Source organism: Aquipseudomonas alcaligenes NBRC 14159, from assembly GCF_000467105.1.
In the GTDB taxonomy this organism is placed as follows: Bacteria; Pseudomonadota; Gammaproteobacteria; order Pseudomonadales; family Pseudomonadaceae; genus Aquipseudomonas; species Aquipseudomonas alcaligenes.
On record NZ_BATI01000014.1, the window covers coordinates 1 to 26,095 of the forward strand.

Below are 26,095 nucleotides of genomic sequence, written 5' to 3' on the forward strand. Positions count from 1 at the left end.
GGCCCCTCTCCCACAAGTGGGAGAGGGGAGCCACAGCCCGGGATAAGACCCAAACCGCTTATGCCCTACCCCTCGAACAGCTCCAGCTGCTCATGCCGCCCACGCAAATCCAGCAGCCGCACCCCCACGCCGAGCAGGCGCACCGGCTTGTTGCCGCGCGCGAAAGCGGCGCTCATCAGCAGCTTATAGCTGTCCAGGTCACGGCGCGCACCGGCCTGCTCCAGGGTGGTCTGGCTGAAGTCGTGGAACTTGATCTTGACGAACGGCTTGTCCGGCCGATAGCTCGCATCCAGCCGCGCCATGCGCGTATCGAGCTGGCTCAGCAGCTCGGGCAGATGCTCCAGGCAGCTGGCCAGGTCCGGCAGATCCTTGTCGAAGGTGTTCTCCACGCTCACCGACTGGCGCCGACTGTCCACCTGCACCGCACGCTCATCGATACCCCGCGCCAGGTGCCACAGGCGTTCGCCAAAACTACCGAACTCGCGCACCAGCGCCAGCTTGCTCCAGTCGCGCAGGTCCAGGCAGGTGTCGATGCCCAGGCGCCCCAGCTTGTCCGCCGTGACCTTGCCCACTCCGTGCAGTTTGTTCACCGGCAGTGCGGCGACGAAGTCCTCGACCTGATCGGGGGTGATCACGAACAGGCCATTGGGTTTGCGCCAGTCACTGGCGATCTTGGCCAGGAACTTGTTCGGCGCCACCCCGGCGGACACGGTGATGTGCAGCTCCTGCGACACCCGCCGGCGAATGTCCTGGGCGATGCGCGTGGCGCTACCGTCGAAATGCGAGCTGGCGGACACGTCCAGGTAAGCTTCGTCCAGCGACAGCGGCTCGATGATCTCGGTGTAGTCGCGGAAGATCGCGTGGATTTCCCGCGACACCGCCTTGTAGGCATCCATGCGCGGGCGCACCACCTGCAGGTCCGGGCACAACTTCAGCGCCTGGCCCATGGGCATGGCCGAACGCACTCCCCAGGCCCGCGCTTCATAGTTGCAGGTGGCAACCACGCCGCGCCGGTCGGCAGCTCCGCCTACCGCCAGCGGTTTGCCGGCCAGGCGCGGATCGTCACGCATCTCGATGGCGGCATAGAAACAGTCGCAGTCGATGTGGATGATCTTGCGCACGCCAAGCCCCGTACAGCCTGCTCTGGAAGCCGAAGTCTACCACCCGCCTCGCGCTAAGCATCTGAGAAAAAACAGCTTTTTCTCAATCAATGGTTGACAGCAACGCGTTCGCCGCTAGAATGGCGGCCGCGGGATGGAGCAGTCTGGTAGCTCGTCGGGCTCATAACCCGAAGGTCGTCGGTTCAAATCCGGCTCCCGCAACCAGATTCAGAAGAAGGCCACTCAATCGAGTGGCCTTTTTTCTTGCCTACGATTTATGTAATTGATTAAAAAACAGAAATCGATTGACACACACCAATCTCTGAGTAGAATGGCCGGCGCGGGATGGAGCAGTCTGGTAGCTCGTCGGGCTCATAACCCGAAGGTCGTCGGTTCAAATCCGGCTCCCGCAACCAGATTCCGCAAAAGGCCACTCAATCGAGTGGCCTTTTGCGTTTTGGGGCGAACCAATCTGGCAGATGACAGCGCCAAGCCCTTCCAACTCGCCCTCCTCCTGGCCACTCGGCAATCAGGTCCGTGCATTCCGAACGCATGCCGAAGCGAGCAAACATTGATCTCGCTTCAGACTGTCTTAAGCCAGACCCACTAAGCTGCACTCAAGCCCGCCGGAAGATGCGGAACGAGAGGAAGCGTGATGAGCTGGAAAAACACCGAACACCGCTATGGCAGCCTGTCCATCGGGCTGCACTGGCTGATGCTGGTATTGATTGCCGTGGTCTACTTCACCATGGAGTTTCGCGGCCTGTTCCCGAAGGGGACCGACGGGCGCGAACTGATGAAGCAGACCCATTTCATGCTGGGCCTAAGCATTTTCGCCCTGGTCTGGGTACGCCTGATCGCACGCCTGATCGCACCCACACCGAAAATCGTGCCGGCCATTCCCGCCTGGCAGGCCATCCCCGCCAAGCTGATGCACCTGGCGCTGTACGCCCTGATGATCGGCACCCCGCTGCTCGGCTGGCTGATCCTCAGCGCCTTTGGCAAACCCATTCCTTTCTTCGGCCTGGAGCTGCCGGCACTGATCGCCCCGAACCATGACTTCGGCGAACAACTGGAGCACTGGCACGTGCGCCTGGCCGATGCCGGCTACTGGCTGATCGGCCTGCATGCCGCCGCCGGGCTGTTCCACCACTATATAAGCCGCGACAACACCCTGACCCGCATGCTACCGGGACGCAACTGACACCCCTGCGAAGAACGGCGCCCATCGGCGCCGTTTTTCATGGCCCTGGACTACGGCCGGCAAATCGCACGCCACTCCGATCAGTTATCCGAGCAGGCTGGTCAAGCCGGCGACCTGCCGCTAGAATTGCGCACTTTTTGATCAGAGGCGCCCGCGAGCGCCCGCTCGAGGTTAGCCACCGATGTCCACCGCCACACCGAAAGTCGGCTTCGTCAGCCTGGGTTGCCCATAGAGCACATTATCTAAACTTTATTTTCCAGGCACAAAAAAGGCCCGGAGCCCCTGAAATCAGGAGGCTCCGGGCCTTTTCGTTTCTAGGTCATTCGCCGAGGCGATCAAGCAGCCGGCGCGAGAACTTCACCAGGCTATCCAGCGCCTGGCGCTGATCGGCACCCAGTTCGCTGCCTTCAAGCTCCCTGGCCAAGGCCAGGGTGAGGCTGGCCTGCATCGACACGGAATCGACCAACTCAGCCGGCACCGCATTGCGATCAGCGCGCAGTGCCGCTTCCAGCTTTGCCAGGATCTCGGCATGCAGCGACCGCCCCGCCGCCACTGCGGCCTGCTCAAGAGCAGCGCGCAGCTCGGCTGGCATCCTGAGGGGGTACGGGGAGATGGAGTGGCGGTCAGACATGGGCGCTTCCACAGTTGGATTGTGCAATCCACGAATCGTGTAGGCGCGCAGTATGTAGGGTGGAGTCCATTGGACTCAATGAGTCCACTTGACATCACAAAAACCGTGGAATCATATTGAGTCCACAGAAGACCGCCACCGAGGGGACGCTATGCAAAAGCGGATCACACCGTACCCATTGCGACTGAGCGAGACCACGAGGCAAGCGGCCGAGCAGGAGGCAGAGAAGAATCGCCGCAGCCTCAATGCTGAGTTGACCCTGCTCATTGAGGAGGCGCTGGAGAGCCGGAGAAAGAGGCGGCCGCGCGCCTAAACGCAAGGCCCTGCGCGGGCGCTGTACTGGGCTTTGGCAGTCGTGTATCTCGGAAGTAAGCACATGGACCAAAGCACGGACCAACGCACCACCCTACTCGCCGACAGCCCCGAATCGGCACTGATCCTAAACCCAGCCACCGACCCGCAGAGCATCGACGACATCATGCTCTGCGCGCTGCAGCGCAACGCCGCGGTGATCGATGTCCTCGCGCAGGACATTCTTGACCGAGACCAGTTCGCCCTGCCCATCTCCACAATCAGGAACCTGTTGTGGCTCCTGCAAGGGCAGTTCGATCAGATGAAGATGATCATGCGCGAATACCGCAAGCACAGGTAAAAGCCTGGGGCCGCTGAGCGGGAGACTATGTAGCCCCCCATTCCTTGGCGGCCCTCTCGAAGCCTACCCACTTGCCGTCCCGATCCAGCCCCCGGCCAGCCATCAGCTGGGCGGCCACCGCCTGGACATCGACCTCGCCCTTGGCCATGGCCTGGAGCAGTTCAGTCGGGAGAGGTTGCAGGTGCTCGAGCAGGTTCATCAGGGTGGCTCCTTCGCCGTTTCGTTGGGACCAGTAACGCTCTGGTGCCGCGGCATAGCAAGCACTTCAGAGGCCATCGAACAGGCCCCCGAGAGCGGCCGGCGTCCAGTTCATGATCACCAGCTCCCCAGTCAACTCGGCCGTGCCTTGTCGCTGGTTGGTGTTGCTGTAGCGGATGTCGATTCGCTCCATGTGGAAGCCGGCAAACGCCTCGCGGATATCAGGGTGGTCGTTGATGCTGACCATCACCCGGCCCTTGCTGCGCCGCATGAAGTCGGCCATGGCCAGGTACTGGTCGAAGGGGAAGTCCACGCCATAGCCCTCGGTCTGCCAGTAGGGCGGGTCCATATAGAGGAAGGTGTGAGGGCGGTCGTAGCGCTCGGCGCACTCCAGCCACGGCAGGTTCTCCACATACACGCCGGCCAGGCGCTGCCAGGCCGCCGAGAGGTTCTCCTCAATGCGCATGATGTTGGGCGCCGGCCCGGTGGTCGCAGTACCGAAGTTCTGGCCAGTGACCTTTCCACCGAAGGCGTGGTGCTGCAGGTAGAAGAACCGCGCGGCCCGCTGGATATCGGTCAGGGTTTCCGGGCGGGTGATCTTCTGCCACTCGAACAGCTGCCGACTGGAGAGCGCCCACTTGAACTGGCGCACGAACTCCTCGACGTGGTTCTGGATCACGCGGTACAGCGACACCAGGTCGCCGTTGATATCGTTCAGCACCTCGACGGGAGCGGGTTGCGGTCGGAGGAAGAAGAGCGCCGCGCCACCGGCAAACACCTCGACGTAGCACTCATGGGGCGGGAACAGCGGGATAAGGCGGTCGGCCAGGCGGCGCTTGCCGCCCATCCAGGGGATAACGGGCTGGGTCATGTGCAAACCTTTTACTGTATGAATGAACAGTGCTAGGCTCGCGCTCGCTTCGTGCACGAGGCGGGAGCCTTGGCTGGGCTTGCAGGTACGGTCTGCGGGTTCGGCTACCGGCCAGGGTGTTGTCGCACCATGGCCGGTAGCTCCTTTCACTTCATCGGGATCTGCTTTTCCTGCCGCTCGATGCAGGCCAGCACTTGGCCCGCACAGCTCAGCAGCGCCGCGTCGGACTCATCCAGTGCCCGCCGCCAGTCGTCATTCACCACCACCGCCGACCGCGCCGGCAGGCGGCACGGCACCAGGCTGCACTCCATCCGGGGCGCGGTAGGCTGCTGGGTCGGTAGTTTCGGGGCGCTGGTACAGCCGGCCGAGAGCAGCAGGCACAGGGGCAGCCAGGTAGGCCGCAATCGCTTGGTCATTGCGTTTCAACTCCTCAAAGGCCGCAGCCTGGTCTGATGCGTTGCGGGTAACGGTTTGCCCGAGCTGCTGCATGCGGCGCTCGATGTCGGCCAGGTCGCCCAGCAGCTGCTGTTGGCCAGCCAGCACGCCAGCCTGCAGCACAACCATGGCCTGTGACTCTGCCAGCCGCTGCTCCGCTGAGCCGGCGCGCTGCTCTTGCAGCTCAATGCGCGGAGCCAGGCCCCACCAGGTCACGCCAGCAACTGCTGCAGCCAGCGCCAATAGCAGCGCGATGCGCCACCCACCAACGGCCTGGGCCGTCAGTACTCCACTCAGGGCCATAGGCACCTCTCTAAGCTGTGGTTTCGATTTCATCGCGCCAGGCGCCCTCCGGCGCCTGATGTAAGCCAGGGCTTAGATTCAGGGCACGTCCTTGAAGAAGATGTGCCTCCCAATCTTGCAGGTACGCGTCGCGCCCTTCGTCCAAGCCGGCGCCTTCGCAAGGCTGGTCGAGTAATAGTGGGTAGCCCCTGCGGTCGGATCGGGGCGCCGCCCTTCGAGCACGATCACTGCCGCCTCACGCGCCTGCATGAATTGAGCAGCCGGGATTGGCTTTTCACCACGCAGGTAGGCCGAGTTCGGGTCGCTGGCATTCCAGCAGCTGAACTGCCAGGGCTTGCGGCAAACACCCTCGTAGCCCTCGCCCCACCAGTCAGGCTTGCCGTCATTGCCCAAGTCCATCTCCACCCGGTTACGGATGGTGTGCCCGACCGCAACCATGCCAGCCAGGCCCTCGCCTCGCGCCTCGCCCCACAAGGTACGGGCCAGCACGTCGATATCCCGCTCTTTACTCATCATGCCTCCGGGCACAAAAAAGCCCGCTCAGAGCGGGCTTGGTCTAGGATTCATCAGCCACCAGGGAAGGTGGCTCTCGCTTGGGTTTACACATCCACGTCATAGTGCGGCAGGCTCGGCGCCGGGCCGGTGATCACGCCGTCTGCGATGTAGGCCTTGCTGTTCACCGGCACGTCGACGCCGCGCACGGTGGCGCGAGCGCCGTTGCGCAGCTCCACCTCACTGATGCCGGCGGTGGTATTGATGGCCTTCACCGTGGCCACCGTCCGCACCCCACCGGGCAATAGGCCGATGAACTTCTTCCAGGGGTTCACTGTGGCCATGAGTGGTGCCGCTCCAGTTTCAGCTGTTGGTTGACCTTCGAGGCGCCCGTGCCTGTAGCCGAGATCTCGACCGACAGACACAGTCCCACCCACGCGCCGCTCTCCTCCGGCACCTTGCAGAGCATGCCCGGCAACACCAGGCCAACGCCCTTGTCGTCGCTGGTGTGGAACAGCGGCAGGTTGTGCCCCACGATCTCGACGTTGCCGCCCTTGCACAGCTCGTGCAGACCGCGCTGGCGGTTGGCCGGCTGATCCGTCAGCCAGTCGTCATGCACGTCCTGGGTCGGATTGTCGCCAGCAGTGCCGGCGCGGCGTACCAGCATCGAGCAGCCGTGCGAGGTGCCAGAGGTGTAACAGGCATTCCACGCCGGCTGGGGCGTCCAGTCACCATCCAGGGCGCTCATCATGATCGGCGGCAGAATGCGCTCGATAGGCGCGTCCGGGTCATCCCAGGCCCACGGCGCCGCCTCATAGGTCGGCCGCACCTCCAGAGTGTCGGAGTCCCGCGCCGGCCGCACGAAGGCGCCCACGGTCTCGGCAATGCGCGCGATCACCTGCATGGGCGTCTGGCTCTGGTAGCTGAAGGCGCCGGCCGGGAACGTCCAGTCGGGCGGCCCCACATTCTCGGCATCCCACACCAGGGTAAAGCCGGTGTCCTGCAGCTCAGCGTCTGCCGCCTGGCGGGCGGTGAGCATCGCGCCATTCAGGCCCGTGCGTAGCGGCGCGTAGGGCGCCGCCAGCAGTTGGGTACGGGTCGCACCGTTGAGGGTGTAGGCCTCGCTGGCGAACTTGAGGTTGCGCGTCCAGCGCTCCACCAGGATGACCCATACCCAGCCGTTGATACTGACCTCAATCTCCTTGGCGCCCTCCTCATCCGGCCTGACCAGATCGAGCGCGGCGCGGGTGAAGATTTCGCAGCTGAACTTCCAGCTGAAGCTGTCTTTGTCCAGGCCGACCCGGACGTTCTTTGCCTCGATGGGCGTGCGCGCCGGCAGCACCACCACGTTGACGATGTTGGCGATCATGTAGGTGTCCAGAATCTCGGGATCGGGTGGCGGCTCGGGCAAAGGCTTCACCGGGCCGGGGTAGTCCACATAGGGCAGGCCAGTGAGCCGCCCGTCCAGGCGCTGTGCCTTGCCCCACGGCACACGCATGGCCAGGTTCACCCGACGCGCGTCCTGCCAGCGCCCGCCGATGCCGCCCGTGTCGGTCGGCTGAATCGCGGGCGTGGCCGGCTCGTAGCGGAAGTCGAAGAACACCAGCGGCGTGGTGCTCGGCACATAGGCCTGGCCGCCGAAGTTGAACGACAGCGCGCCGCTGCCCGGCACGTACAGGCTCGCCTCGATGGCACGGGCAGCGTCGAAGCGCGGGCCGTACTCATTCGAGCGCCGCGCCCTGATGCGGCTGGCCACGTCCTTGGTCGCCGGCATCGGGTTGTAGATCAGCACCAGGCGCAGATCGAGCGCACGCAGGGTGCGATCCCAGCCAGAGGCCAGCGCCATATCCTTGTTCGGCACCTGGCCCCACAGCTGCGCGCTCTGCCGGCAGCTCATCTGCTCAGCGATGCCCCAGGCTGCAGCGGTGGCCGCGTCGAGCTGCGGCACCGCATCCCAGGGCATGGCCATGTCGGCATGGTCACGCCGCCGGCCCTGCCGCCACGGCAGGCGCGGCAGGGCATCGCGCTTGGCCAGCGCATTCCAGGGCAAGCCGGCGCCCTGGCGGTCGGCTCGGCGCGCAGCGCTCCACCCTCCACCCACTTCTACCGTCAGCATCAGCTTGGCTCCGCAGTGACAGGCCCGTGGGCCAATGGTCGGTAATAGCGCACCGCCTCGGCGCGGGCCGTGCCCAGCTCGCGCGAGCCCTCGCTGGTGATGGGCCACCAGGTAGGCTCAGCTGCCGGCAGCGCACCAGGCTCGGTGATCTGGTACAGCACCCCGGTGAACACCGAGGGGCGGATGCGGCGCCCCACTTCGACAGTGAGCCCAGGCGAGAACGGAATGCCGAAATCGTCCAGGCCCAGCGCGTACAGCGAGCCGTCGACCACATCGAGATCCACAGTCACCGTCCCGTCAGCAGCAGAGGTGCCGGAGCCAGCCACCCGCCACTCCCCGTCCAGCTTGCGCTCGACCACCAGCACATCGCGCTCGGCTGGCATCCCGTCCAAGCGGACAAGCGCGTCGACGGTGGCCGGTTCGGTCACCTCGCTGCCCGTGCCGGTGAGGATGTTGAGGGTGTAGGTGCCAGCGCCAGGGATAGCCAGGTACTGGGCATGCACCTTGGCCGGCGGCGTGGTGTCCTCGGCGTAGACCACCCACCCTGGCTGGTCGACCAGCTCCTGCCGCAGTACGTTGACGTAGGGCGTGAACTCACCGCCCAGCGCCTCCTGCGCGATGTCGCCCTGGCCGGTGGTGTTGAACACCCGACACACCCGGACGTACTTCACCCCCGGCGTGACCAAGCCATCCCGGAGAACCCTAAATCGGATGGCGTCCTTCAACAGCATTACCAGTGTCTGGACTGGTGTATCGAAGAATGTAGGCATCACCAGTACGCCGGATTGTCTGTCGTGATCAGGGCGCAACGCCCGCCTGTTTGAGCCATCAACGGGAGATAGCAGTAACCGTCTGACAGAGGAGTGAAGTTAAGGATGTTTTCGCTCGTGTAGTCCACCGTGGTGGACGCCCCCTCAAGCTGCCGCCGAACTAGGTTCGAGTAGTAGCGCGACATCAGGTTTTCTCGACGGATACCCCGCAGACCAGGCTGGGGCGCACCACCACCCGACCACCGCACCTGGCCCATCTCTAACGACAGCATGTCTGTGATAGAGCCAGGATTGAGGATCGAGATACCGCTGCTGGATACGTGGTTCGAGATCACCGCCGCGTCGGCGTACGAACCATCAAGGAAAGCCGTAATCCCTGCGGTATCCACCAGCAAGCCAGTTCTCGGATTCCTGAGCGTGGTGAAAGCGATCCGGTCGAAGTAGAGAGCCAGCTGCGGGGTGTTGATGCCCGACTGACGGTTACCACCCGCGGCAATATGGTTGCCACCCAGGTCATCGCCCACATACAGCGTTCCTACACCAGACGCCGTATCAAGGCCCGTGCCCGAAGTCGCGCCGGTATATGCAGCAATGGTAAAGATGAACGTCCGGCTGTCCGCCACCATGATCCACCGGGTGTTGGTGTTCCAGTAGAAAAGGTCGGTACCGAAGAGGACAGGCAGAGTAGTCGAGCCACTTGTGCCGGACACCACGCCTTGCCCTTGCGGAATACCGTTCGCCCCCATACCGGTGTAGGTGGCATGCAGAAACACCCGAAACACGCCGTGGAACTGCAGGTTGGTGTTGACGACGTAATAGCCGCTGGTGATCGACACATAGTTGCCAGCTGCATTGCGCAACACCAGGTACTGATCCCCCTCGTCAATCAACGTCCAGCCGGCAGCCGGCCGAGTGCCGTAGCCACTCACCAGGCAGGCCTTGAGGATCAGCTTGTAGTTGTTGAACCGCTGCAGGGAAGACGTAGTGCTGGTGTAGAACGCCGGCAAGCCGGCGTCCTTGGAGCTATAGCATTGAGGCATCAGTCTGCATCCCCTCTGATCTGCAGCTTGAACTGGTCGTCATCCACCGTGCCCTGGCCACTGATCACCGTGCGGATCACCCACAGCGGGCCCAGGGCAGCATCCGTGTTGAAGCGCACCGCGTTGGCCGCAGCCCAGCCGCTGCCCCACCCCTCTTTCTTGATCAAGAAATAGGGCTCGCCGGTCAGCGGGTTGATCGGGGCGCAGTCGCTGGTGATGTTGCCGGTGGTGATGACGCCGAGCTTTTCTTCCACCACCTGGTAAGCCGTGCCACTGGTGAACACCAGCGCCCACTTGCCGTCGATGGCGCCCTTGTTGGTGATGACCGGCGGATAGCTCAGGCTGTTGTACTGCGCGGTGGTGGTGTTGCCGACCGGCACGTCCGTCCAGTTCGGCGCGCCAGTGCTCCACGTCTGCTGGGTGAACCAGGTGTGAATCCGCGACTGCAGGTCACCCCAGGTCACAGCGCTGGATACCTTGGTCTCCTCGGCCGGCAAGTCCCACGGCATCGGCGCGCTAAGCCCGATCTCCCCAGTAATCTGCACCTCAGAGCACATGGTCATGTGTTCCACCCGGTCGCGGATCTTCAGCGGCAGGGTCAGCGGCGAACCGTCCTCAGCCTGCAGCACCACCGGATTGGCCCAGGTGACGCTGCCGGCTTCGCGGTCGACGCTGTAGGACGCAGCCCGCAGCGCCACGCCATTGGCGTCCACCACGGTGATGGAGGCCTGCTGCTGGCGGGCTAGCGGCACAGTTCCACCGGGCGCAGGCGAAGCCACCACCGTCTCGGCGGTGTGATGGATCACCAACACCCCGCCCTCGCGGTAGATCGGCACGCGCCCATCCGCCGGCAAGCGCACCGGGTCAAGGCCCAGCAAGCCCGCATCGAGCGGCAACTGGGTCTGCACGACCGCGTTGTAGCGAGCCAGCAGCGGGATCACCGGCACATCACTGGCGCCGGTCTCGTCGTCCAGGTCGGTGGTGAACACCACCCGGGCAATTCCCGTGGCGATGTCGACCGTACCCTGGACAATGCCGTCATCGATCAGGCCATTGGCGTCCGCCGTGGCGGTCACCACCTGGGCGGTATCCGTCCGCACCACGGTCAGCTGCAGGCTACCGGAGCGCAGCGGCGCGCCAGGCGTGCGGAAGGTCAGCGCGGTGACGCTGAAGCCGACCGAGGCAGTCAGGCAGGCCAGGACGGTGACAGCGCTCGCCACGTTGCCGGCATAGCTGTTCAGCGTGACGCGGGCGGACGCATAGTCCACGGTGCCGACAGCCGTGCCGCCGTTGGTGTTACTGGCGATGTCGCGGTAAATGATCCCCGAACGGTCGCAGTAGGTCGCGCCGTTCCAGGTGAACAGCAGCGAGCCCGGCACAATGGCCTCGCCCACACCCGGCAGCAGATCCACCGTCAGCGGTGGCTGAGCCTGGGTTGCAGACTGCGGCACCACTGCAACACCGGCAGCCTGGGCATCCACAGAGAGCGTGCCGCCGAAGCTTTCGCGGGTCGACACCGGAGTGGTAACCAGCAGGGGCTCGGTCACCGAACCGTTGACCATCTGTTTCTTGCGGTTGGTGTAGGTGTGTTCGTTGTAGTTGTACAGCGCGGCCACCTGCAGGGTGCAGGCCCCGGTGCTGTAGTTGATAGTGCCGGCGAAACCACCCTGCCAGCCGCCGGAGCCGTTGTCGGCGGCTGCCTTGGAAACGTCCACCAGGCCATCGAACACCGGCAGCGCGTTGCCACTCTCCACGGCATCCCAGTTGAGTGCCGGTGCGGCCTGGCGGCGGGTGGTCGCCCACTGCGCCCGCACGCTACCAGGCTTGAGCGGCGCGCCAGGAATGGTGAAGCTCGCATAGCCGCTGGTGTCGCTGGTCACGGTCAGCACGCTGCCGGTCACCGTGCCCTGCTCGTAGCTGTACGAGAGGCCAGCGGACGGGGTAGTGCTCAGCACCATGACCAGTTCACCGCTGGCATAGGCAATGGTGCCGGTGCCGCCCGTACCACTCAGCGCCCCGTTGCCGTTGTCGGTCAGGGTCTTGGTGGTGCTGCCGGCCAGATAGGTCACGGTCAGCGAGGTTGGGCGGATGCCCTTGTGCGGCAGGGTGAAGCGCACTTCCAGGCTCGGCACCACGCTACTGCCAGTGCGCTGGGTAACGGTGTTGTCGGCCGAGCTGATGTAGCTGTAGACCAGCGAACTGCCCACGTCCGGCAGCGCATTGAGGGTCAGCGACACGCTGCCGGTGGACAGGCTGATGGTGCCGGCGCCCTCGCCGGTCAGCAGGCCGTCGCCGTAGTCACGCAGCTCGTACCACTTACCCAGGGCCATGAAGCTGACCGAGAGCGTGCCACGGCGCGGAATAGCGCCGGCCAGATTCAGGGTGTACGTGAAGCCGCGATTACCCAGCGTCACCTCCACCTCGCCGGTGATGGTGTCGCCAGTCGCCGCTGCGCCTGGCTGGTACGAGGCCGTGCCGGTGCCGGTAAAACTGGTGCCAGTGCGCACCAGGGTGATCTCGCCGGTCTGGTAGTCGACGCGGGCGCTGCTGATCCAGTTGCTACCCGACACGAAGCGCAACGCGCCCTTGCGGTCATCGCTGAAGGTGCCGCCGTTCACGGTGACTGTCAGCGTGCCCGGCGCACAGCCAGTGCCCAGGAACGTGCGCGACTCACCTGCGACGGCGCCGGCCGCAACGGTGATATTCACGTTGCGCGCCGGGCCAGCAGGCAGATACACCTGACGCTGGTAGCCGGCCAACAGGTCGACCAGCGCGCTTTCCTTGGTGGTGCTGGGCACGAGCTGGCTGTAAACCGAAGCCACGCGCAGACTGAGGTCACCCACCGCGCAGGCCTGCGCCAGTTTGCTGATGCCGTAGTAGCGGGCAGCATCGGCCACCTGGGTGCTGAGCACGCGGGTCTTGGTCAGGCCATCCAGCGAGGCGGACGTGGTGCCGGCGGGCGTGACCTGGCCACCGGGGAAAGTGAACAGCAACGGGCCGCTCAGGCTCAGGTCAAGCCGGCGACGAATGAAGTTCTGGAAGTTGCCAGGAGTGTACTCGTAGGTGAACTGTTCCAGGCGCTGCTCCACAGCCATCAACCGCACGTACTGGGTGCCGTTCACGCCGGCCAGTTGGTACACCTCGCCCACCTCCGGCACGCGCTGTTCCTCGCGCTGCACGCAGGCAATGGCGCGCTGGCCACTGAGCTGGGTGCCCAGCAGCTCGAAGGCGGCAGCCGAGGCAGCAGCCACATAACTCTCGATGGCGTCGCGGGCGTTGCTGCGCTGGTCGGTCTGGCTGCCGGTGTTGAACAGCAGCACGCTGACGCGAGGATCTGCAGGCCCATCGGTGACGATGGCATGGGCGCCCAGGTAGGCGTCGTCATTCGTGGTCATCACCCCGGCGAACAGCTTGCGCAGGTTGATGCGGCCCACGGTGCGATCCAGGCGCGACAGGTCGGGAAAGACGTTATTCACCTCGCCATCCACGACAGCGGTGCCGGTGGCACGGCCGCCGCCGTCCGCCTCATCGGTCAGGCGCTGGCTCTTGAGCAACTTCACATCGGTGGTGGCGATGGACATTCAGGATTCTCCGGGCACAAAAAAACCCGCGCAGGGCGGGCTTGGGCGGTTGGTGTAGATCAGGGAGCAGGTGGCGGCGCCACGGTGATCAGGCGGAGGGTGAGCAGGAACAGGTCGTCAGGCTGGTACACCGCCTGGCGATACAGCGGGACAGCCTCCACCGGGGCGCCCGCCACGCGATTCCAGGTAACGTGATGCTGCTGGCCAGTGGGCAAGGTCAGCAGCATCACGATGCCTGGCTGATCGCGCAGGGCCTGCAGAGCGTCGATGGTCGCCTTGGTGAACCAGGCGCCATCGTTGCTGGCCAGGGTGACCGGGCGCCCAAACAACTTGACGCCCTCCTGCACAATCAGCGCGCCACCCAGCGAGCGGTCCTGGCTCTGTTCCACGGGATCCCATTCGTGCTCATCCGTCCATTGCAGCTGTTCACCCCCAAGGTCGGGGTCGCCGGCCAGGTCGACGGAGTCCAGCGTCAGGGTATACGGCATCACATGCTCCTCAGCGCCGCATCCTCAAGGATGCTCAGCAACGCGGTTTCTTCTGCATCACTCTTCACTGCAACGTCGACGGACTTGCCGCCCAGCTCCAGGCGAATGACCTTGCTCGGCGTGCTCGACTGCTCCTGAGACGGCGACGCTTTTTGCTCGGCCTCGACACGCTTTTTCTGCTCTTCCCGCACTCGGTTCTGCTCGGTCGCTGCCTCGATCTGGCGCAACACGCCGAGCGCACGCGATGCGTTGCTTACTGCATTGGCATCGCCGCTGGCCTGCGCTTCCGCCAGTTGTGCCTGAAGGTCTCGCTGGCGAGCAGCAAACCGGCGCCGCTGAATCTCGGCATCACGGCCCTCCAGTCCGTCAAGTTCGTCCTGCAGGCCCTCTAGCGTGCTGCGAGTAGACTGACCAAGTTGCTCCATCTGCTGCTCGGCCGACTTGATCGCCGACTCCAGCGCACTGAGGTCGGAGTCATCCAGCAAGCCCAGCGCAGAACGCGCGCCCTTGGCACGGGAAACGAACTTGGCCAGCGTGATGTCGCCTCGCTCGTAACCATCCATAAGCGATTGCAGCGAGGCCTTCTGCCCGAGATACGCCTGCTGGGTTTGCAGGCTCGTGCGCTGCATGTTGGCAGCCCACTTCCCCAAACTGGAGGTCAGCGGGTTGGACAGGGCGGCATCGGTAGCGGCCAACTGATCGTTGACCTTCTGCAGAGAACGGGCGGTGGCCTCCAGGCTGCTGGTGTCCAGCTCCATGTCAGCCGACTTGATCCCCCGCAGCTTGTCGTAGGCGTCGAGGGCGGCCTTGCTTAGCCCAGCAAGCGGCTCTCGCGCCCGGGTCAGCACACCCCCGAAGAAGCCCTCAACCGCGCTCATGTCGCGCTTGGCTTCCTCGCTGCCCTTGCGCCGAGCCTGCATTGCTGCATCGCCTGCCTGGCGCTCGGCCTCCATGCGCTTGCCGCTCTCGCGGCGCAGCTGCTCGGAGGTGACGATGGCATCCTCGTCGGCCTTGTTCTTTTCCTGCTGAGCCTTGGTGCCCTGCTGGACCGCCCCCTTGAGTTCCTTCTGCCGCTCGCTGGTTTCCTTCAGCGCCTGGTTGTACTGGCTGGCGGTGATCTCTCCATCGTTGTACAGCTTGCGCAGGGCGGTGCGGATGTTGTTGATGTCCACGTCCGTCTTGGCGCTGCTGATCGCAGCCTGCACCGACTTGAGGTCGCCCAGCTTTTCCTCCAGGTCGGACACGCCATCGGCCGCGCCAGATGCGGCGCCCTGCAGCTCCTTGATGCGGCCATTCAGCAGCGTGGTGCCCTGGGCGTATTCCTGCTGGCTGATGGCGCCGGCCTGGTAGGCCGACAGCAGCGCACTGCGCAGGCCCTCCAGCTGCTGCACAGCCGTAGCCGCATCGATGAGGTCTACTGCCTGGGCCAGGTCGGCAAGGCCCACCTTGCCGCTAGACACCAAGTTCAGCAGGGTCTCATTAAGAGAAAGCGCGGCGGTCTCGCCCAGCTTGAGACCGGACTGAACGCCGGCACCAGACTCGGCCGCGCTGGACGCCACCTCCTCAAGAGCCTCTTTCTGACGATCCGCCCCCGACTCTGCTGCCTCTGCAACGGTATTCCAGAGATCGGTAGCATCCTGCTTCACCTGCGTAGCCAGAGACTCGCTCAGGCCGAAGACCTTATCCCTCGCCGACTCAAGGCCGGCCACGATCTTGTCACCCCCGATCAAGTCGGGGATCGCCTTGGCCGCCGTCGCCATCGCCGACAGCGAGGCGCCAATCATCGCCGTGAACGCCGTACCTACGCCGGAGATAAAGCCGGTGATGACGTTCGCCACCACCCGGACAGGCGTTATCATCAGCTTGAGAGCACCGACCGTTTCGTCGATCTTTTCGCCAAAGGTGCTGAGCCAGGCAGAGCTGTCATCGGTCAGTTTTTTGAAGTCGACCGTCAGCAGCTCTTTCGCCAGTTCCTTGACCTTCTCCGCGCCCTGCTCGAAAGCCTTGCTGATCGCCGTTGCCAGCCTATCCAGGCGGCCGTCCTTGTCCATCTGATCGATGTAGTCTGCAACGCCGCGCAGCTGTTCCTTCGCATAGTCGAGCGCCCCACTTTGAGCGACTCGATTGAGGAAGTCGGACCAGACATCGGAGAGATTGCTGACCAGGCCGGTCAACGTGCTCATATTGTCCGCCGCGGCTCCCTCGGCGCTGCGGCCCATTTCATCGATCAGCCCGGCGATCACATCACGGCCGAGCTTGCCCTTGCTGGCGAGTTCCGCAAGCTGGGCGGCGTTCTTGCCGGTGACTTTCTCCAGCAGCGTCCAGGCCGGCACGCCGCGTTCCACAAGCTGCAGAATCTCTTCGGTCTGGAGTTTCTGCTTGGCATAGGCCTGGCCGAGGGCAGAGCTGATGCTCTGCAGCCGCTCCATGCCCCCACCAAGCTGCTCGTTCTTGTCGACGATGGCCTGCAGGCTTCCATCCATGGGGTCGAGCCCATAGGACTTGAGCACCGCGAAGGCCTCGGTGACGTCCTTGACCTCCAGCGGGGTGCTTTTGGCAAAGTCCTTAATCCAGGCGGTAGCCTGCTCACCCTGGGCAATGCCGCCCATCAGGGAAGCCATGCGCTTGCCCAGCAGCTCGTACTGATCACCAGTACCCAGCATCGCGTAGATGCCATCACGCACCAGGTTCAGGCCTTTCTGAACAAGGCCCATGATGGCATTCAGCGAAACGAAGGCCGCAGCGAAGCCGAGCACTTGCTTGGCGCCACTGGTCATGCCAGCCCGCCCCGCATCAACCCGGGACGTGTGCTCGGCGGCAGAGCGGGCGGCGGCGGCATGGGCGCGCTGCGCTTCTTTCAGCTCCTGATTGTTCGCCGCCAGCGCTTGCTGCGCCCGGGTCACCTGAGCCGCGAGGCGCTGCTGCTCGTCGCCCAGGTTATGGGTGTCGATGCCGGCAGCCTTGGCGGCCTTCTCGGTATCGGCAAGCTCAGCATCCAGAGCATTGAGCTGGCGACGAGCACGGCCTGCAGCGCGTTCGGCATCCTTGAGCGACTGCTGCAGACCAGCAGCCTCAGGCTCCTTGTTGAGCGCCTCGCGCAGATCAACCACCTGCTGCTCAGCCTGGCTCAGATTCCGCTGCGCCAGGGCCACATCGCGCACGGTGCGCTCCAGAGCCTTGCCGAGCCCTTGCGCCCCCTTGGCATCATCAAGCGCCTGGCCAAGTCGAGCAGCCTCCTGAGATACGGCGTCTAGAGCCTCAGCCGAGGTCTTCGCCGCCGGAGACAGTTCGTCCTTGCCACGCAGGATGAACTGAATCAGGCGATCCTTGATACCAGCCATTCATTTTCTCCGGGCAATAAAAAACCCGCCGAAGCGGGTTCATCTGTGAGGGAAGCGGCCTAGGCCGCTGGCAAACCAGGCCGCATTGCAGCCCCCATGCGAGCGGCCACCGCCTGGAGAATCTCAGGCAAGAACTCAGTCGGCACGGTGAATGGGTCGCTCAACACACTAGCCAGGCGGGAGGGACTCACCAGCAGCGCACCAGGCGGGATTGGCTTGGCCTGGTAGGTACCACGCTCATCGAAGCTCACCAGCAGCCGCATATCCAGCAACTGCTCCAAGCCAAAGCGCTCAACCGGCGAGCCCGCAAGGGTCTGTGCGGTGGGGCCAGTCACTCGCTGCAGCCAAGCCTTGTACTCAGTGGCTACATCGGGCTTGCAGTAATCCGCCGCTCGGTCGGCACCAACCACGTCGATCATCCACAGCTCGCGAGTCCCGCGTTTCAGCTTGCGCTTGTGCCGCTCAGCCAAACTGCGGACGAGGCGATCAGAGCTACCCAGTCCGAGCGCCGTGCTCAGGTTGCCAGCACTGAACCACATCTGCTCACCGTAGTGCGCGACCAGTACATTGCAGCCACGCAAACCGAGCTGCTCTATCGCTGGATCATCATTTACCTGTTGTGGCTGGGCATGGGCACGGCGCTCCATCTCTATGAAGTAGCGTCGAGCCTGCCGGCCTTGTTCGTTGTTCTCCACCATCGACAGCTCTTTGGCCATGTCGAGAGTGAGGTGGTATTCAGTGCTGCGCCGCCCGCCTTGGGGTTTTTCACTTTTCGGTGAAAAACTCATGAAGTCCTGATTTTCCTCAAAACCGTACTGGCTGATGCGCTGCTTGATCCAGTCCGAGAACTGCTTGCCGTTCTTCAGGAACACATGCAGCTCACGCCCATCGCACACTTGCGCGGGCAGCCCACCGATAACGCCATCAAACACGCGCACCAGCTGTTGCGCACCACCCTGCACCGCCGTAGTATTTCCCATGTGAATCGCCTCTAAATGATTTACACCGAAGCCCTGGCCCGCTATGCCGGGGCTTCTTCTTTTCAGGCTACCGCCTGCTTTTCCTGGCTTTCCCGCCACCGCAGACCATCCTCAATCAGCATCTCGATTTCGGTATTCAGGCTGTGCCGGTGCTTTCCTGCCTGATCCTCAACCCGCTCTCGAAGATCAGGTGCCAGGCGAAGCCCAAATGGATTGATGTCGCGTTTCTTCATAAGCCCTCCGTGAGTCACGGTGAAACTATATGCACGGTGACTCATTGTCGTCAACCCACCGTGAAGCTATGGTGACTCACCGTCACGAGGACACAGAACTTGAGCAGAGACATCACCCCTTTTGCCCTGCGAATGCCCGCGGAATTACGCGGACAGATCGAAGAGGCTGCGAGCTCAAACAAGCGATCCCTTAACGCAGAAGTAGTGGCGCGACTGCAAGATAGCTTCGAGACATCAGCGACAGTCGCCGGCCGGGCTACTGTCCTTGAACTCAAGTCGCTGATGACGGAGGTATCTCTTATCAGCGCCCTGCTCTCCATGGTTCAACAGCAACCACAGAGCCAAGAGCGGGATGGATTATTGAAACAGCTGGTTGAGCGGGTTGATGCCATGGGCGACATCCCGAAACTTTTCACCGAGCTGATGAAGGCCCTGCCACTCGAACAGCCAGACCAGCTTCAAGTTGAGCACTTCACCCTCGAAAAACGGGGCGATAAGCCATCAGCCACGGCAAAGCGGCCACTGCGCAAAACAAGCCGCCCTTTGGGGATGGACCAGGCCGAGTGGGAAGCACTGAAAGCGGCAGAGAACAAAGACAACTGACAGCCACAGGGAGGCAACCTCCCTAGCCAAGGACGGTGACGATGCCTAACCCCGCCGATGTGATCGCCAAGCTGCACATCCACTTCCAACGAGGAATGGACGAAGCAACGATGCGGGATGTCTCTGTCACTGACTTCACCCCACACTCAATCTCCGGGCACTGCCATCTCAGAGAGCAGTACCGCACTTTTCGGATATTCGACATTCGGCATTGCCATGACACTGCCACAGGGGAGGTGGTAGAGAATGACAACCTCCCGGCATATCTGGACCGCCTGTACAAGAAGACCAGCAGGTACACACTCGACAGCCTGCTGAATCCTGATGCTCCTGTGCTCGACATCCTCGTCTTTATCGCCAAGGCAGACGGGAAAATGATGGCTCCCGAACGGGCGGTTATCGCCGCAGCCTGCAAGGCGTTCACACACGACCTGAGGATCACACAAGAGCAGGTAGACAATGTCCTGAGCCGCACGGCCACGCTGAGTCTGCACAGCTTCAAAGTCGCCGTTGGGCGGATCAATAAACTGGGTGATGAGACAGTCAAACGCAAGCTGTTGGCTGCAAGCCGAACGATTATTGCTACCCAGAAAAAGGTCACTCCGGGCGAGCAGGAAGCGCTGGACTATATGGCCCAGCGCTTCGCCAAGGCCGAGTAGGCCGTCCCTGGCCGCCGCTGTTATGCCGCCTTCAATTGGGTCAGCGTGCAGAACTTCGACAGGTCGGTGGCGGTCACCAGTGGGTCAGCCAGGATCTCGCAGGGGCCGTCCAGCTTGACGTAGTCCTGGCCCAGCACCGGGAACTCCTGCAGCATCCCGAACTTCGCGCGGTTCACCTTGAGGCTGAACGGCTCGCCCGACTGAGCGTCGTTCAGGCCAGCGATGAACAGTTCCAGCTCCACCTGGGAGCCGTTCAACATGTGTACTTCGCTGGTTGCCTTGCGGGTGTAGCTGGCCTTGATGCCGGCGGAGGTGATCGAGGTACCCGAAGTGACGATCACACCATGCGGACTCAGGATGTAATCAGTACCGGCCACCAGGTCAACGTCAGCAGCGGTCTTGAGCGTCGGCGGGACGCTCAGGTCAGGGATGTGCTTGAAGGGGATCAGCTCGCCTTCAATGCCCTCGCAGGAGATCACCTCATTCGCTACCGCTCCAGCGGCCACATCCTTGATGGTGGAACGAGTGACGCGTGCGATGTTGGTGCTGGTGAGGTCGTACATGCCGATACCGGAGGTGACATCGGTCACGCGCTCGCGCACGTTGCGATTACCGCCGCCACCCATGAAGTTGGGCAGCGCCTTGCGATCAGTCGCGTAGCGCAGGTTGAAAGAATCGCAGTTGCCGAACGGCAGCAGCGCATCCTGGCTCTGGTAGGCGCGCCCCCAGATCACCCCTTCACCAATGAAGGAGCGGTCAACGATTTGAGACATAGTGGAAATCCTCGAGGAGAAGAAGCGGGTCTGGAGCAGCTCGCACCGGGTGGCGCAGCTTACTCAGCGGGGGTGGTCGGTTTCGCAGCGGGCTTGGCAGAGGTTTTTTCCTCGGGCAACACTGCGGCCTTGATCTTCACGCCATGAGCAGCGGCAGCCGCACTGACGGTCTTATCGGAACAGCGCTCGGTCACTTCGTAGTCACCCGGCTGGTAGTGGAAGGTTTTCGCGCCCTCGCGGTAGTTGAAGGGCGCAGAGACTTTCAGCTTGGCCATGGGGCCTCCTGTCAGTTGAATTGTTGGATGTAGGTGAGCTGCAGCGGCATGACGCGCACCGACCAGCGCCGACCCTCACCAGCCGGCAGCAGCGAGTCGGCGAGGAAGCCGCCGGTCACGAGGCCCTTGGCCGATAGCCCAGCCTTTGTGCCTGGCAGTGCCGTCTTGATGGCAAGCCGGCCGGCACGCAGGACTGGCCCGAAGTTGCGCGCGCGTGTGGCCAGCGCGATGTTGAGCGTCACCCGCTCCTTCACGCTCCCGCTGCCCGCTCGTTCCAACTCCTCGGTGTCCCCGGACTGGACAACGATCAGGGTGTCCGGCAGCTCGGCGTCATCGGCATCCAGCACACGCTGGACGAAGTCCTCTTCAACCGAGGCGCCGAACACTGGCAGGGCACGAAGCTTGTTGAGCAGCTCGTCGATGAGCAGCGATTGAGTGTCGTCAGCCATATCAGGGCACCACGTAGAAGGTGATCAGCGAGCCATCGTCGGAATGGATGCCGTCGATCTGCCAGACGCCGTCTGCCATGCGGAAGGCGCCCTTGCGGTCATAGGGCTGCAGCAGGGCCTTCTGCACGCAGACGGTGCGAACCAGGGTGAGCGCATCAACGCGGTCTTCGCGAGCAACGTTGTGCTCAATGATCACCGGCACCGCTTGCGCCACTACCTCTCCCCCACGGGAGAGGTAGTCGACCAGCTCGTCACTGAGGCTCGCCATCACCTGGTCGTCGAGATCGTCGACCAAGTCGCCGAAGCCGACCATGGCTAGATGGTCAGCTCACGGACGGAGGCAGGGCGGGTGCACAGGTGCAGCGGGTTAGACTGCGCCTCGCCTTCCACACCCTTGCCGAACTTCATCAGCTCCAGCTTGGAGTAGTACGGCATGCCCTCGGTGTTGACCGTCTCGATGTAGTCGGCCGGGGCGAAGGCGCTGATGAACAGCTCCGGCACGCCAGTCGGCACGACGAATGCGCGGTCAGCCGGCACGAAGGCCGTGCCTCCCAGCTGGCCCTTGTAGCGCTCCCAGGTGATGCCACCGAACTCGAACGGCTGGCGACGGTCACCCAGCAGCTGGGCGGCGCGCTCCCAACCCAAGTAGGCCTCACGGACTTTCGGGTGACCGATCAGCTTCTTCCAGTACTCCTTGCCACAATAGGCATGAGCACCAGTGCTGGTAGTGGCACCCAAGGCGTCCTCTTGGGTATCCAGTACCTCGACGCACTTGGCACTCACGTCCGTGTCGTCGTTGCCCAGTTCCATGCTGAAGGCTTTCGGGCGCTTGATATCGAAGCGCTGGAAGATGTCGAACAGCACGCTTTGACCATCCGCATCCACTACCTTGCCCATGATCGCGCCGATGCGCTGGTATTCATGGGTGAGGTCGAGCTGGCGGCGCGCCTTCTCGATACGGCGAGCCACGTAGGCCTGAACCTGCATCAGCTCGGTGAGGCTACCGACAGCGCGGATACCCTGAATCTCGTCGGCGAGGATCTTGAAGGTCTGCGGCAGGTGAACGGTGTTGAACGGGATCAGGCTGCGCTTGTCGCCGGTCACCGCCTGGCCAGCGCTACCGCGGGCGGCGGCCTTGACCAGGGCGAGGGTCATACCGTCCTTTTCGATCTGCACCACGGTGCCTGGTACGCCTTGCTCTTCGAACAGGCCAGCTGCGGCGATCTGCCCCGGCAGCACGTGGTCTTCGTTGATGACGGCCAGCAGCGCGTCAACGCCGAATGCCTCGTCCTGAAAAATCGTAATCTCGGCCATGTTGGGCTCCTAGAAATGCGAAGCCCCGCAGGTGCGGGGCTTGGGGTGTTAGTGGTTGCTACAGGTAGCGATCAGGGGCGGATGATGATGCCTTTCGCGAGCAGGTCGGCGCGGCCATTGGGATCGAGACCGGTGAGCAGGCGCTCGATCACCTCGGCATCACGCATCACACCTACGGCGCGCACATCGTTCAGCGTGGCATCCACCGATGCGAACAGGATGCCGCTGGCGGCGCGCCGACCATCGTCGGTACCGTCATCGTCGTAGGCCACGTATTCGCCCAGGTTGGCCAGCACCGCCAGAGTGAAGCTGTCATCGACAGCGAAGTCGGTGGCACCGTCAGCCAGGGTGAAAGTCAACCCGCCGCCAGTGAACGCCTGGCCCACGGTGCCTTCGCCAACCAGCGCGCCGGTCGGGTCCACCAGTTCGAACTTGCCGCCGTTGGCCGAGGCCTCGGTGATGGTGAGGATGTAGTTGCCGGTGATGGCCATACTGGTGACGGTCACCGAACCAATGGTGCCGTTGCCAGTGTTGCCGCCATCGGCGGTCGGGGTCAGGGCATTGGCGGCGGTGATCAGAGCGATCAGAGTGCCGGCCTTGAGGATGCCGGAGCCGGCGGCAATGACCACCTCCTCGCGGCTGCGGGTGCCGTTGGCCTCCGAAAGGAGGAACTCGCCGGCGTACACGCCTTCGGTTTTGATGGTCATGCTTGTTTTCCTCCTTTCGAGGCTTGATTACGGCGCCGCGCATACACTTCGCTTGGTACCGGGGGTTGGTGAACAGAGTTCTGTGGCAAATCGTCCAGCGGGGGCAGGCTGCTGATCTCGACGGTCGAGCTGTTGCTGGCCAGCTTGTCCCACAGCTTCAGTCGTGCCTCATCGGCGCTGGCACCCGACTGGACAAGGCCAGGCGCTTCATCCGGCAGTTTGGCAACCACGCAGGCCGCGTGAATGGCCTTCGCCCGCTCCAGCTCAACCTTCACCGCTTCCGCGCTCTTGAGCCCGCTGGACTTGATCAGCGCTGGCAAACAAGCCGAAAGGCCCGCGGCGGCGCAGTCAACAGCGAGCTGAGCAGCCAGGGCTGCGGCCTCCGGCGACTGCGGTTCCGGGGTTGGTTCGGGTTCCGGCTTCGGCGTTGGTTCCGGCGCTGGCTCTGGCTCTGGCTCGACCTCGGCCAGCAGTTGCCGCGCTGCCTCCGGTACGTTGCGATAGCGGTTGAGGATCTTGCCCATTGCCGCGTTGCGGGCCAGCGGCTGGCCGGCACCCAGGATCTCGTCGACAAAGCCGAACGCCTTGGCTTCGGCCGGGGTCAGCCAGGTTTCCTCGTCGATCATCCGGCTCAGTTCGGCTTCATCCACTGTCAGCTCACGGTGCAGGTAGCTGGCGATGATCCCCTCGCGCGCCTTGTCCATCATGTCGGCCATCTTGCGCAGCTCCTCGCTGCCGCCGGCCATCCAGGTCCAGGGGTTGTGAATCATCATCAGGGCGTTGTCGGCCATCTCGATACGGTGCGCACCGCAGACCGCCACGCTGCCGGCGCTGAAACAGGCGCCGTCGATACGCCCGGTGCAGCGCTCGCCAAGGGCACGCAGGGTATTGTGGATAGCGATCCCGTCGAAGAGGTCGCCGCCGATGGTGTCGAAGTGAACCAACACCGGCGAGACGCCATCGTCTAGCGCCTGCAGATCGCGGATGAAGTCACCAGAGGTCACCCCCCAGTAGCCGATCTCACCGTAGATGAAGACCTCGATGATCTTGGCCGAACCCTCGCCGAGGTCACGGATGCTGTACCAGTGCTCGGCCTGCAGTTCCGGCAGGCCTCCAGCCTTGTTGAAAATTCGCGGCGGCTCCGCGAGAGCGAAGCCCGGCGCGGCCAGGGCGATGGAAAGGGCCAGCGCCAGATGCTTGTGCTTGATCATTTTTCGTCCTCTTTGCCGTCAGTCTCGACGGCAGTGTCGGTGGTGTAGTCGAGCCCCAGGCGCTTGGCCCGGGCGTTGTCATCGGCGTTTTCTTGATCGATCTGCTCGGCGTCGTAACCGGTGCGCAGCACGTGCTCGCTGCGGCTGGCGAGACCGCCACCGATCTCCAGCAACTTGCCCTGCACGTCCTGCACCGGATGGATGTAGGCCCAGCCCTGCGGCACCCAACGAGTACGCAGGTATTCACGACGCTTGGTCGCGTAGTCCGGCAGATCAATGGCGCCCGAAAGCACCGCCGCATCCAGCCAGGCGGCCCGAACCGGGCGGCACAGCTGGAACACGTACACCGAGAACTGCAGCTGTTCGATGCGGCGCCGGAACTCGTTGAGCAGCACGCGCAGCACGCGGTCGCTGATGTCCGCCATGTCACCTGTCAGCAGCTCATAGGGCAGGCCCACCCCGGCGGCGACGGCCTGTAGCTGTTGGCGCATGAAGTCGACATAGGTGTTGCCAGCGTCTGGCGGGTCGGAGAACTCGATCTCCTCGCCCTCCAGCAGCTCCTGCAGCGTGCCGGGCTCCATTGCCGCCATGGGCGTGCCGTCGCGGTCGGCCTGAACTGGCTGGCCCGTGAGCGGATCCAGCACCGGCGGCCCACCTTCCTGACGCGGCTTGGTGATGAAGCCGGCGAACAGGTTGCTCACCTCCTGCCGGAACAGCACCGCGTCGTCGTAGCTGTCGAGCGACTTCAGGCGCAGCAGCACCGGAGCAAGACGCGGAACGCCGCGCAGCTGCCCACCTTCCAACGGCTCGAAGATGTGCAACACCTGGTCGGCAGGGATGCGGTGCAGCTCGTTGTAGGTTGCGCCGGCTGCTCGGTAGTCGCCCGGATGGCTCTTGTACATCCAGTACGCCACACGCCGGCCAACCGGATCGAACTCGATACCAGCCCGCACAATGTTGCCGCGGCGAGTGGTGAAGTTGCGGTCGACCGGGCAGAACTCCGGGGCCAGTACCTGCAGCTGCAGGGGCACCGCCAGACCATCCTCCAGCTTGCGCTGGCGAAGCCGCACGAAGCACTCGCCGCTCTCCTCCACCACGCGGGCAATCACGGCCTGCAGGCCGTAAAAGTCCGTCCGGTTGTCGGCGTCCGCTTCGTCCGTCCAGTCATCCCACAGCAAGTTGAGAGCCGAGCGGATATCTGGGTCGGTAATTCTGGCGCGCGGTGTGATGCCCGTCCCGATCAAGCTGCTGACGCGCCGGTCGATTGCGCTGAAAGCGTACGGGTCATTGCGCACCGCAGCGCGAGAGCGACGACGCAGGGTTGGCAGTGCCGGGATGGCGACCGCATTCAGCGCGGCGTCAGGGGCATCCCAGCCCTGTGCACGCCGACCCTGGCCAGCGCCCTCGTAGCTGTTGCGTAGACGGCCGGAGCCGCGAACTCTCCGAGCCATCATGCCCCCTTGCCGCGACTGTAAACACGCACCTGGCGCGGGCGCCCTGCTCGGGCCTCTCGCGCAGCATCAGCGGCGTACTGTTGTTCCAACATCCGCAGGCTGGCCAGTTCGGCGCGTTCGATTTGGCGGTCTGCCTTTCGCACGCTCTGGCCTTTCTCCAGGATGACCTTGATCGCCGCCCGGACTTCATCCAGGCGCTGCTGTGCAGTGCTCAT

At 63.7% G+C, this 26,095-nt stretch carries 28 protein-coding genes, 2 tRNA genes and 1 pseudogene; 6 read left to right on the plus strand and 25 right to left on the minus strand.

All coding sequences use genetic code 11. The features are described from left to right. Positions 1-65: 65 nt before the first annotated feature. Positions 66-1,121: a DNA polymerase IV gene (gene dinB / locus PA6_RS09620; RefSeq protein ID WP_021700716.1), complete on the minus strand. Its 1,056-nt coding sequence runs from the start codon at positions 1,119-1,121 to the stop codon at positions 66-68. 127 nt (positions 1,122-1,248) lie between these two features. Here dinB and PA6_RS09625 point away from each other — a divergent pair. The 3 genes from PA6_RS09625 to PA6_RS09635 all read left to right on the plus strand — a co-directional run bounded on the left by PA6_RS09625 (position 1,249) and on the right by PA6_RS09635 (position 2,304). Next, positions 1,249-1,325, plus strand: a tRNA-Met gene (locus tag PA6_RS09625). A 114-nt stretch (positions 1,326-1,439) separates the two neighbouring features. Beyond that, positions 1,440-1,516 (plus strand) — tRNA-Met (locus tag PA6_RS09630). 239 nt (positions 1,517-1,755) lie between these two features. Next, positions 1,756-2,304, plus strand: coding sequence for a cytochrome b (locus PA6_RS09635; protein WP_021700717.1), 549 nt, complete (start codon positions 1,756-1,758; stop codon positions 2,302-2,304). A gap of 319 nt (positions 2,305-2,623) precedes the next feature. Here the strand turns inward: PA6_RS09635 and PA6_RS09640 are convergent, their stop codons facing one another. After that, complete coding sequence (locus tag PA6_RS09640) at positions 2,624-2,935, minus strand: Arc family DNA-binding protein (protein ID WP_081693965.1); 312 nt, start codon at positions 2,933-2,935, stop codon at positions 2,624-2,626. A gap of 376 nt (positions 2,936-3,311) precedes the next feature. On the opposite strand from PA6_RS09640, the gene PA6_RS09645 reads away from it, so the two are divergent. Next, complete coding sequence (locus PA6_RS09645) at positions 3,312-3,587, plus strand: hypothetical protein (protein ID WP_021700720.1); 276 nt, start codon at positions 3,312-3,314, stop codon at positions 3,585-3,587. A 25-nt stretch (positions 3,588-3,612) separates the two neighbouring features. Here PA6_RS09645 and PA6_RS23390 read toward each other — a convergent pair whose 3' ends face one another. The 14 genes and pseudogenes from PA6_RS23390 to PA6_RS22770 form a co-directional block, all read right to left on the minus strand. Then, positions 3,613-3,786, minus strand: a complete 174-nt coding sequence (locus PA6_RS23390; protein ID WP_021700721.1) for a hypothetical protein — start codon at positions 3,784-3,786, stop codon at positions 3,613-3,615. Positions 3,787-3,852: 66 nt separating this feature from the next. Continuing rightward, entirely contained in the window at positions 3,853-4,656 is an 804-nt protein-coding gene (locus PA6_RS09650; protein ID WP_021700722.1) for a DNA adenine methylase, read from the minus strand. Positions 4,657-4,802: 146 nt separating this feature from the next. Continuing rightward, a pseudogene (locus PA6_RS24010) lies at positions 4,803-4,985 on the minus strand (hypothetical protein); the annotation flags it as partial. Beyond that, the gene (locus tag PA6_RS24215; RefSeq protein WP_021700723.1) at positions 4,909-5,394 is read right to left on the minus strand and encodes a hypothetical protein; all 486 of its coding nucleotides are present in this window, start codon (positions 5,392-5,394) and stop codon (positions 4,909-4,911) included. The gene PA6_RS24215 and the pseudogene PA6_RS24010, both read right to left, overlap by 77 nt. Before the next feature lie 78 nt (positions 5,395-5,472). Beyond that, on the minus strand, positions 5,473-5,910 hold the full coding sequence (locus tag PA6_RS09660) for a cell wall hydrolase (protein WP_043216503.1): 438 nt from the start codon (positions 5,908-5,910) through the stop codon (positions 5,473-5,475). 83 nt (positions 5,911-5,993) lie between these two features. Continuing rightward, on the minus strand, positions 5,994-6,230 hold the full coding sequence (locus tag PA6_RS09665) for a hypothetical protein (protein ID WP_021700725.1): 237 nt from the start codon (positions 6,228-6,230) through the stop codon (positions 5,994-5,996). Further along, positions 6,218-8,002: a hypothetical protein gene (locus PA6_RS09670; RefSeq protein ID WP_021700726.1), complete on the minus strand. Its 1,785-nt coding sequence runs from the start codon at positions 8,000-8,002 to the stop codon at positions 6,218-6,220. Before PA6_RS09670 ends, PA6_RS09665 begins: the two co-directional genes overlap by 13 nt. Then, positions 8,002-8,673 (minus strand): hypothetical protein, encoded by a 672-nt coding sequence (locus PA6_RS22450; protein ID WP_147289540.1) that lies wholly within the window; start codon positions 8,671-8,673, stop codon positions 8,002-8,004. The genes PA6_RS09670 and PA6_RS22450 overlap by 1 nt, the downstream gene beginning before the upstream one ends. Positions 8,674-8,771: 98 nt before the next feature. Beyond that, on the minus strand, positions 8,772-9,779 hold the full coding sequence (locus PA6_RS09680) for a hypothetical protein (protein WP_147289541.1): 1,008 nt from the start codon (positions 9,777-9,779) through the stop codon (positions 8,772-8,774). A 32-nt stretch (positions 9,780-9,811) separates the two neighbouring features. Continuing rightward, a complete protein-coding gene (locus tag PA6_RS09685; protein WP_021700729.1) occupies positions 9,812-13,393 on the minus strand; it encodes a hypothetical protein in 3,582 nt (1,193 codons plus the stop codon). 59 nt (positions 13,394-13,452) lie between these two features. Then, complete coding sequence (locus PA6_RS09690; protein WP_021700730.1) at positions 13,453-13,881, minus strand: hypothetical protein; 429 nt, start codon at positions 13,879-13,881, stop codon at positions 13,453-13,455. Beyond that, complete coding sequence (locus PA6_RS09695; protein ID WP_021700731.1) at positions 13,881-17,222, minus strand: tape measure protein; 3,342 nt, start codon at positions 17,220-17,222, stop codon at positions 13,881-13,883. The genes PA6_RS09690 and PA6_RS09695 overlap by 1 nt, the downstream gene beginning before the upstream one ends. Before the next feature lie 59 nt (positions 17,223-17,281). Next, positions 17,282-18,202: an antA/AntB antirepressor family protein gene (locus tag PA6_RS22455; protein WP_021700732.1), complete on the minus strand. Its 921-nt coding sequence runs from the start codon at positions 18,200-18,202 to the stop codon at positions 17,282-17,284. A gap of 62 nt (positions 18,203-18,264) precedes the next feature. Further along, positions 18,265-18,435 (minus strand): Arc family DNA-binding protein, encoded by a 171-nt coding sequence (locus tag PA6_RS22770; protein ID WP_021700733.1) that lies wholly within the window; start codon positions 18,433-18,435, stop codon positions 18,265-18,267. A 99-nt stretch (positions 18,436-18,534) separates the two neighbouring features. Here PA6_RS22770 and PA6_RS09705 point away from each other — a divergent pair, with 99 nt between their 5' ends. Both PA6_RS09705 and PA6_RS09710 read left to right on the plus strand, forming a co-directional pair. Beyond that, positions 18,535-19,038 carry an Arc family DNA-binding protein gene (locus tag PA6_RS09705; protein ID WP_021700734.1) on the plus strand — a complete coding sequence of 168 codons (504 nt, stop codon included), beginning with the start codon at positions 18,535-18,537 and terminating at the stop codon, positions 19,036-19,038. Between the two features lie 41 nt (positions 19,039-19,079). Then, complete coding sequence (locus tag PA6_RS09710) at positions 19,080-19,697, plus strand: hypothetical protein (RefSeq protein WP_021700735.1); 618 nt, start codon at positions 19,080-19,082, stop codon at positions 19,695-19,697. Between the two features lie 20 nt (positions 19,698-19,717). Here the strand turns inward: PA6_RS09710 and PA6_RS09715 are convergent, their stop codons facing one another. The 9 genes from PA6_RS09715 to PA6_RS09755 all read right to left on the minus strand — a co-directional run bounded on the left by PA6_RS09715 (position 19,718) and on the right by PA6_RS09755 (position 26,095). After that, on the minus strand, positions 19,718-20,470 hold the full coding sequence (locus PA6_RS09715; RefSeq protein WP_021700736.1) for a phage tail tube protein: 753 nt from the start codon (positions 20,468-20,470) through the stop codon (positions 19,718-19,720). Positions 20,471-20,529: 59 nt separating this feature from the next. Continuing rightward, positions 20,530-20,745 carry a hypothetical protein gene (locus PA6_RS09720; protein ID WP_021700737.1) on the minus strand — a complete coding sequence of 72 codons (216 nt, stop codon included), beginning with the start codon at positions 20,743-20,745 and terminating at the stop codon, positions 20,530-20,532. Positions 20,746-20,756: 11 nt separating this feature from the next. After that, positions 20,757-21,194 carry a hypothetical protein gene (locus PA6_RS09725; RefSeq protein WP_021700738.1) on the minus strand — a complete coding sequence of 146 codons (438 nt, stop codon included), beginning with the start codon at positions 21,192-21,194 and terminating at the stop codon, positions 20,757-20,759. A 1-nt stretch (position 21,195) separates the two neighbouring features. Continuing rightward, entirely contained in the window at positions 21,196-21,507 is a 312-nt protein-coding gene (locus PA6_RS09730) for a hypothetical protein (protein WP_021700739.1), read from the minus strand. A gap of 2 nt (positions 21,508-21,509) precedes the next feature. Continuing rightward, positions 21,510-22,508, minus strand: a complete 999-nt coding sequence (locus PA6_RS09735) for a major capsid protein (RefSeq protein WP_021700740.1) — start codon at positions 22,506-22,508, stop codon at positions 21,510-21,512. A 71-nt stretch (positions 22,509-22,579) separates the two neighbouring features. Continuing rightward, positions 22,580-23,215, minus strand: a complete 636-nt coding sequence (locus PA6_RS09740) for a head decoration protein (RefSeq protein ID WP_021700741.1) — start codon at positions 23,213-23,215, stop codon at positions 22,580-22,582. After that, complete coding sequence (locus PA6_RS09745; RefSeq protein WP_021700742.1) at positions 23,212-24,426, minus strand: head maturation protease, ClpP-related; 1,215 nt, start codon at positions 24,424-24,426, stop codon at positions 23,212-23,214. Before PA6_RS09745 ends, PA6_RS09740 begins: the two co-directional genes overlap by 4 nt. After that, positions 24,423-25,877 carry a phage portal protein gene (locus PA6_RS09750; protein WP_021700743.1) on the minus strand — a complete coding sequence of 485 codons (1,455 nt, stop codon included), beginning with the start codon at positions 25,875-25,877 and terminating at the stop codon, positions 24,423-24,425. The genes PA6_RS09745 and PA6_RS09750 overlap by 4 nt, the downstream gene beginning before the upstream one ends. Continuing rightward, positions 25,877-26,095: a hypothetical protein gene (locus tag PA6_RS09755; protein ID WP_021700744.1), complete on the minus strand. Its 219-nt coding sequence runs from the start codon at positions 26,093-26,095 to the stop codon at positions 25,877-25,879. Before PA6_RS09755 ends, PA6_RS09750 begins: the two co-directional genes overlap by 1 nt.

Excerpts from the sequence above, each read along its gene's own strand:
- PA6_RS09745 (WP_021700742.1), bottom strand. The coding sequence starts at position 24,426 with ATGATCAAGCACAAGCATCTGGCGCTGGCCCTTTCCATCGCCCTGGCC.
- PA6_RS09710 (WP_021700735.1), top strand. The coding sequence starts at position 19,080 with ATGCCTAACCCCGCCGATGTGATCGCCAAGCTGCACATCCACTTCCAA.
- PA6_RS22770 (WP_021700733.1), bottom strand. The coding sequence starts at position 18,435 with ATGAAGAAACGCGACATCAATCCATTTGGGCTTCGCCTGGCACCTGAT.
- PA6_RS09645 (WP_021700720.1), top strand. The coding sequence starts at position 3,312 with ATGGACCAAAGCACGGACCAACGCACCACCCTACTCGCCGACAGCCCC.
- PA6_RS09715 (WP_021700736.1), bottom strand. The coding sequence starts at position 20,470 with ATGTCTCAAATCGTTGACCGCTCCTTCATTGGTGAAGGGGTGATCTGG.
- PA6_RS09665 (WP_021700725.1), bottom strand. The coding sequence starts at position 6,230 with ATGGCCACAGTGAACCCCTGGAAGAAGTTCATCGGCCTATTGCCCGGT.
- PA6_RS09720 (WP_021700737.1), bottom strand. The coding sequence starts at position 20,745 with ATGGCCAAGCTGAAAGTCTCTGCGCCCTTCAACTACCGCGAGGGCGCG.
- PA6_RS09750 (WP_021700743.1), bottom strand. The coding sequence starts at position 25,877 with ATGGCTCGGAGAGTTCGCGGCTCCGGCCGTCTACGCAACAGCTACGAG.
- PA6_RS24215 (WP_021700723.1), bottom strand. The coding sequence starts at position 5,394 with ATGGCCCTGAGTGGAGTACTGACGGCCCAGGCCGTTGGTGGGTGGCGC.
- PA6_RS09685 (WP_021700729.1), bottom strand. The coding sequence starts at position 13,393 with ATGTCCATCGCCACCACCGATGTGAAGTTGCTCAAGAGCCAGCGCCTG.
- PA6_RS09635 (WP_021700717.1), top strand. The coding sequence starts at position 1,756 with ATGAGCTGGAAAAACACCGAACACCGCTATGGCAGCCTGTCCATCGGG.
- PA6_RS23390 (WP_021700721.1), bottom strand. The coding sequence starts at position 3,786 with ATGAACCTGCTCGAGCACCTGCAACCTCTCCCGACTGAACTGCTCCAG.
- PA6_RS09730 (WP_021700739.1), bottom strand. The coding sequence starts at position 21,507 with ATGGTCGGCTTCGGCGACTTGGTCGACGATCTCGACGACCAGGTGATG.
- PA6_RS09735 (WP_021700740.1), bottom strand. The coding sequence starts at position 22,508 with ATGGCCGAGATTACGATTTTTCAGGACGAGGCATTCGGCGTTGACGCG.
- PA6_RS09640 (WP_081693965.1), bottom strand. The coding sequence starts at position 2,935 with ATGTCTGACCGCCACTCCATCTCCCCGTACCCCCTCAGGATGCCAGCC.
- PA6_RS09740 (WP_021700741.1), bottom strand. The coding sequence starts at position 23,215 with ATGACCATCAAAACCGAAGGCGTGTACGCCGGCGAGTTCCTCCTTTCG.
- PA6_RS22455 (WP_021700732.1), bottom strand. The coding sequence starts at position 18,202 with ATGGGAAATACTACGGCGGTGCAGGGTGGTGCGCAACAGCTGGTGCGC.
- PA6_RS09695 (WP_021700731.1), bottom strand. The coding sequence starts at position 17,222 with ATGGCTGGTATCAAGGATCGCCTGATTCAGTTCATCCTGCGTGGCAAG.
- PA6_RS09755 (WP_021700744.1), bottom strand. The coding sequence starts at position 26,095 with ATGAGCACTGCACAGCAGCGCCTGGATGAAGTCCGGGCGGCGATCAAG.
- PA6_RS09650 (WP_021700722.1), bottom strand. The coding sequence starts at position 4,656 with ATGACCCAGCCCGTTATCCCCTGGATGGGCGGCAAGCGCCGCCTGGCC.
- PA6_RS09670 (WP_021700726.1), bottom strand. The coding sequence starts at position 8,002 with ATGCTGACGGTAGAAGTGGGTGGAGGGTGGAGCGCTGCGCGCCGAGCC.
- PA6_RS09660 (WP_043216503.1), bottom strand. The coding sequence starts at position 5,910 with ATGATGAGTAAAGAGCGGGATATCGACGTGCTGGCCCGTACCTTGTGG.
- PA6_RS09725 (WP_021700738.1), bottom strand. The coding sequence starts at position 21,194 with ATGGCTGACGACACTCAATCGCTGCTCATCGACGAGCTGCTCAACAAG.
- PA6_RS09690 (WP_021700730.1), bottom strand. The coding sequence starts at position 13,881 with ATGCCGTATACCCTGACGCTGGACTCCGTCGACCTGGCCGGCGACCCC.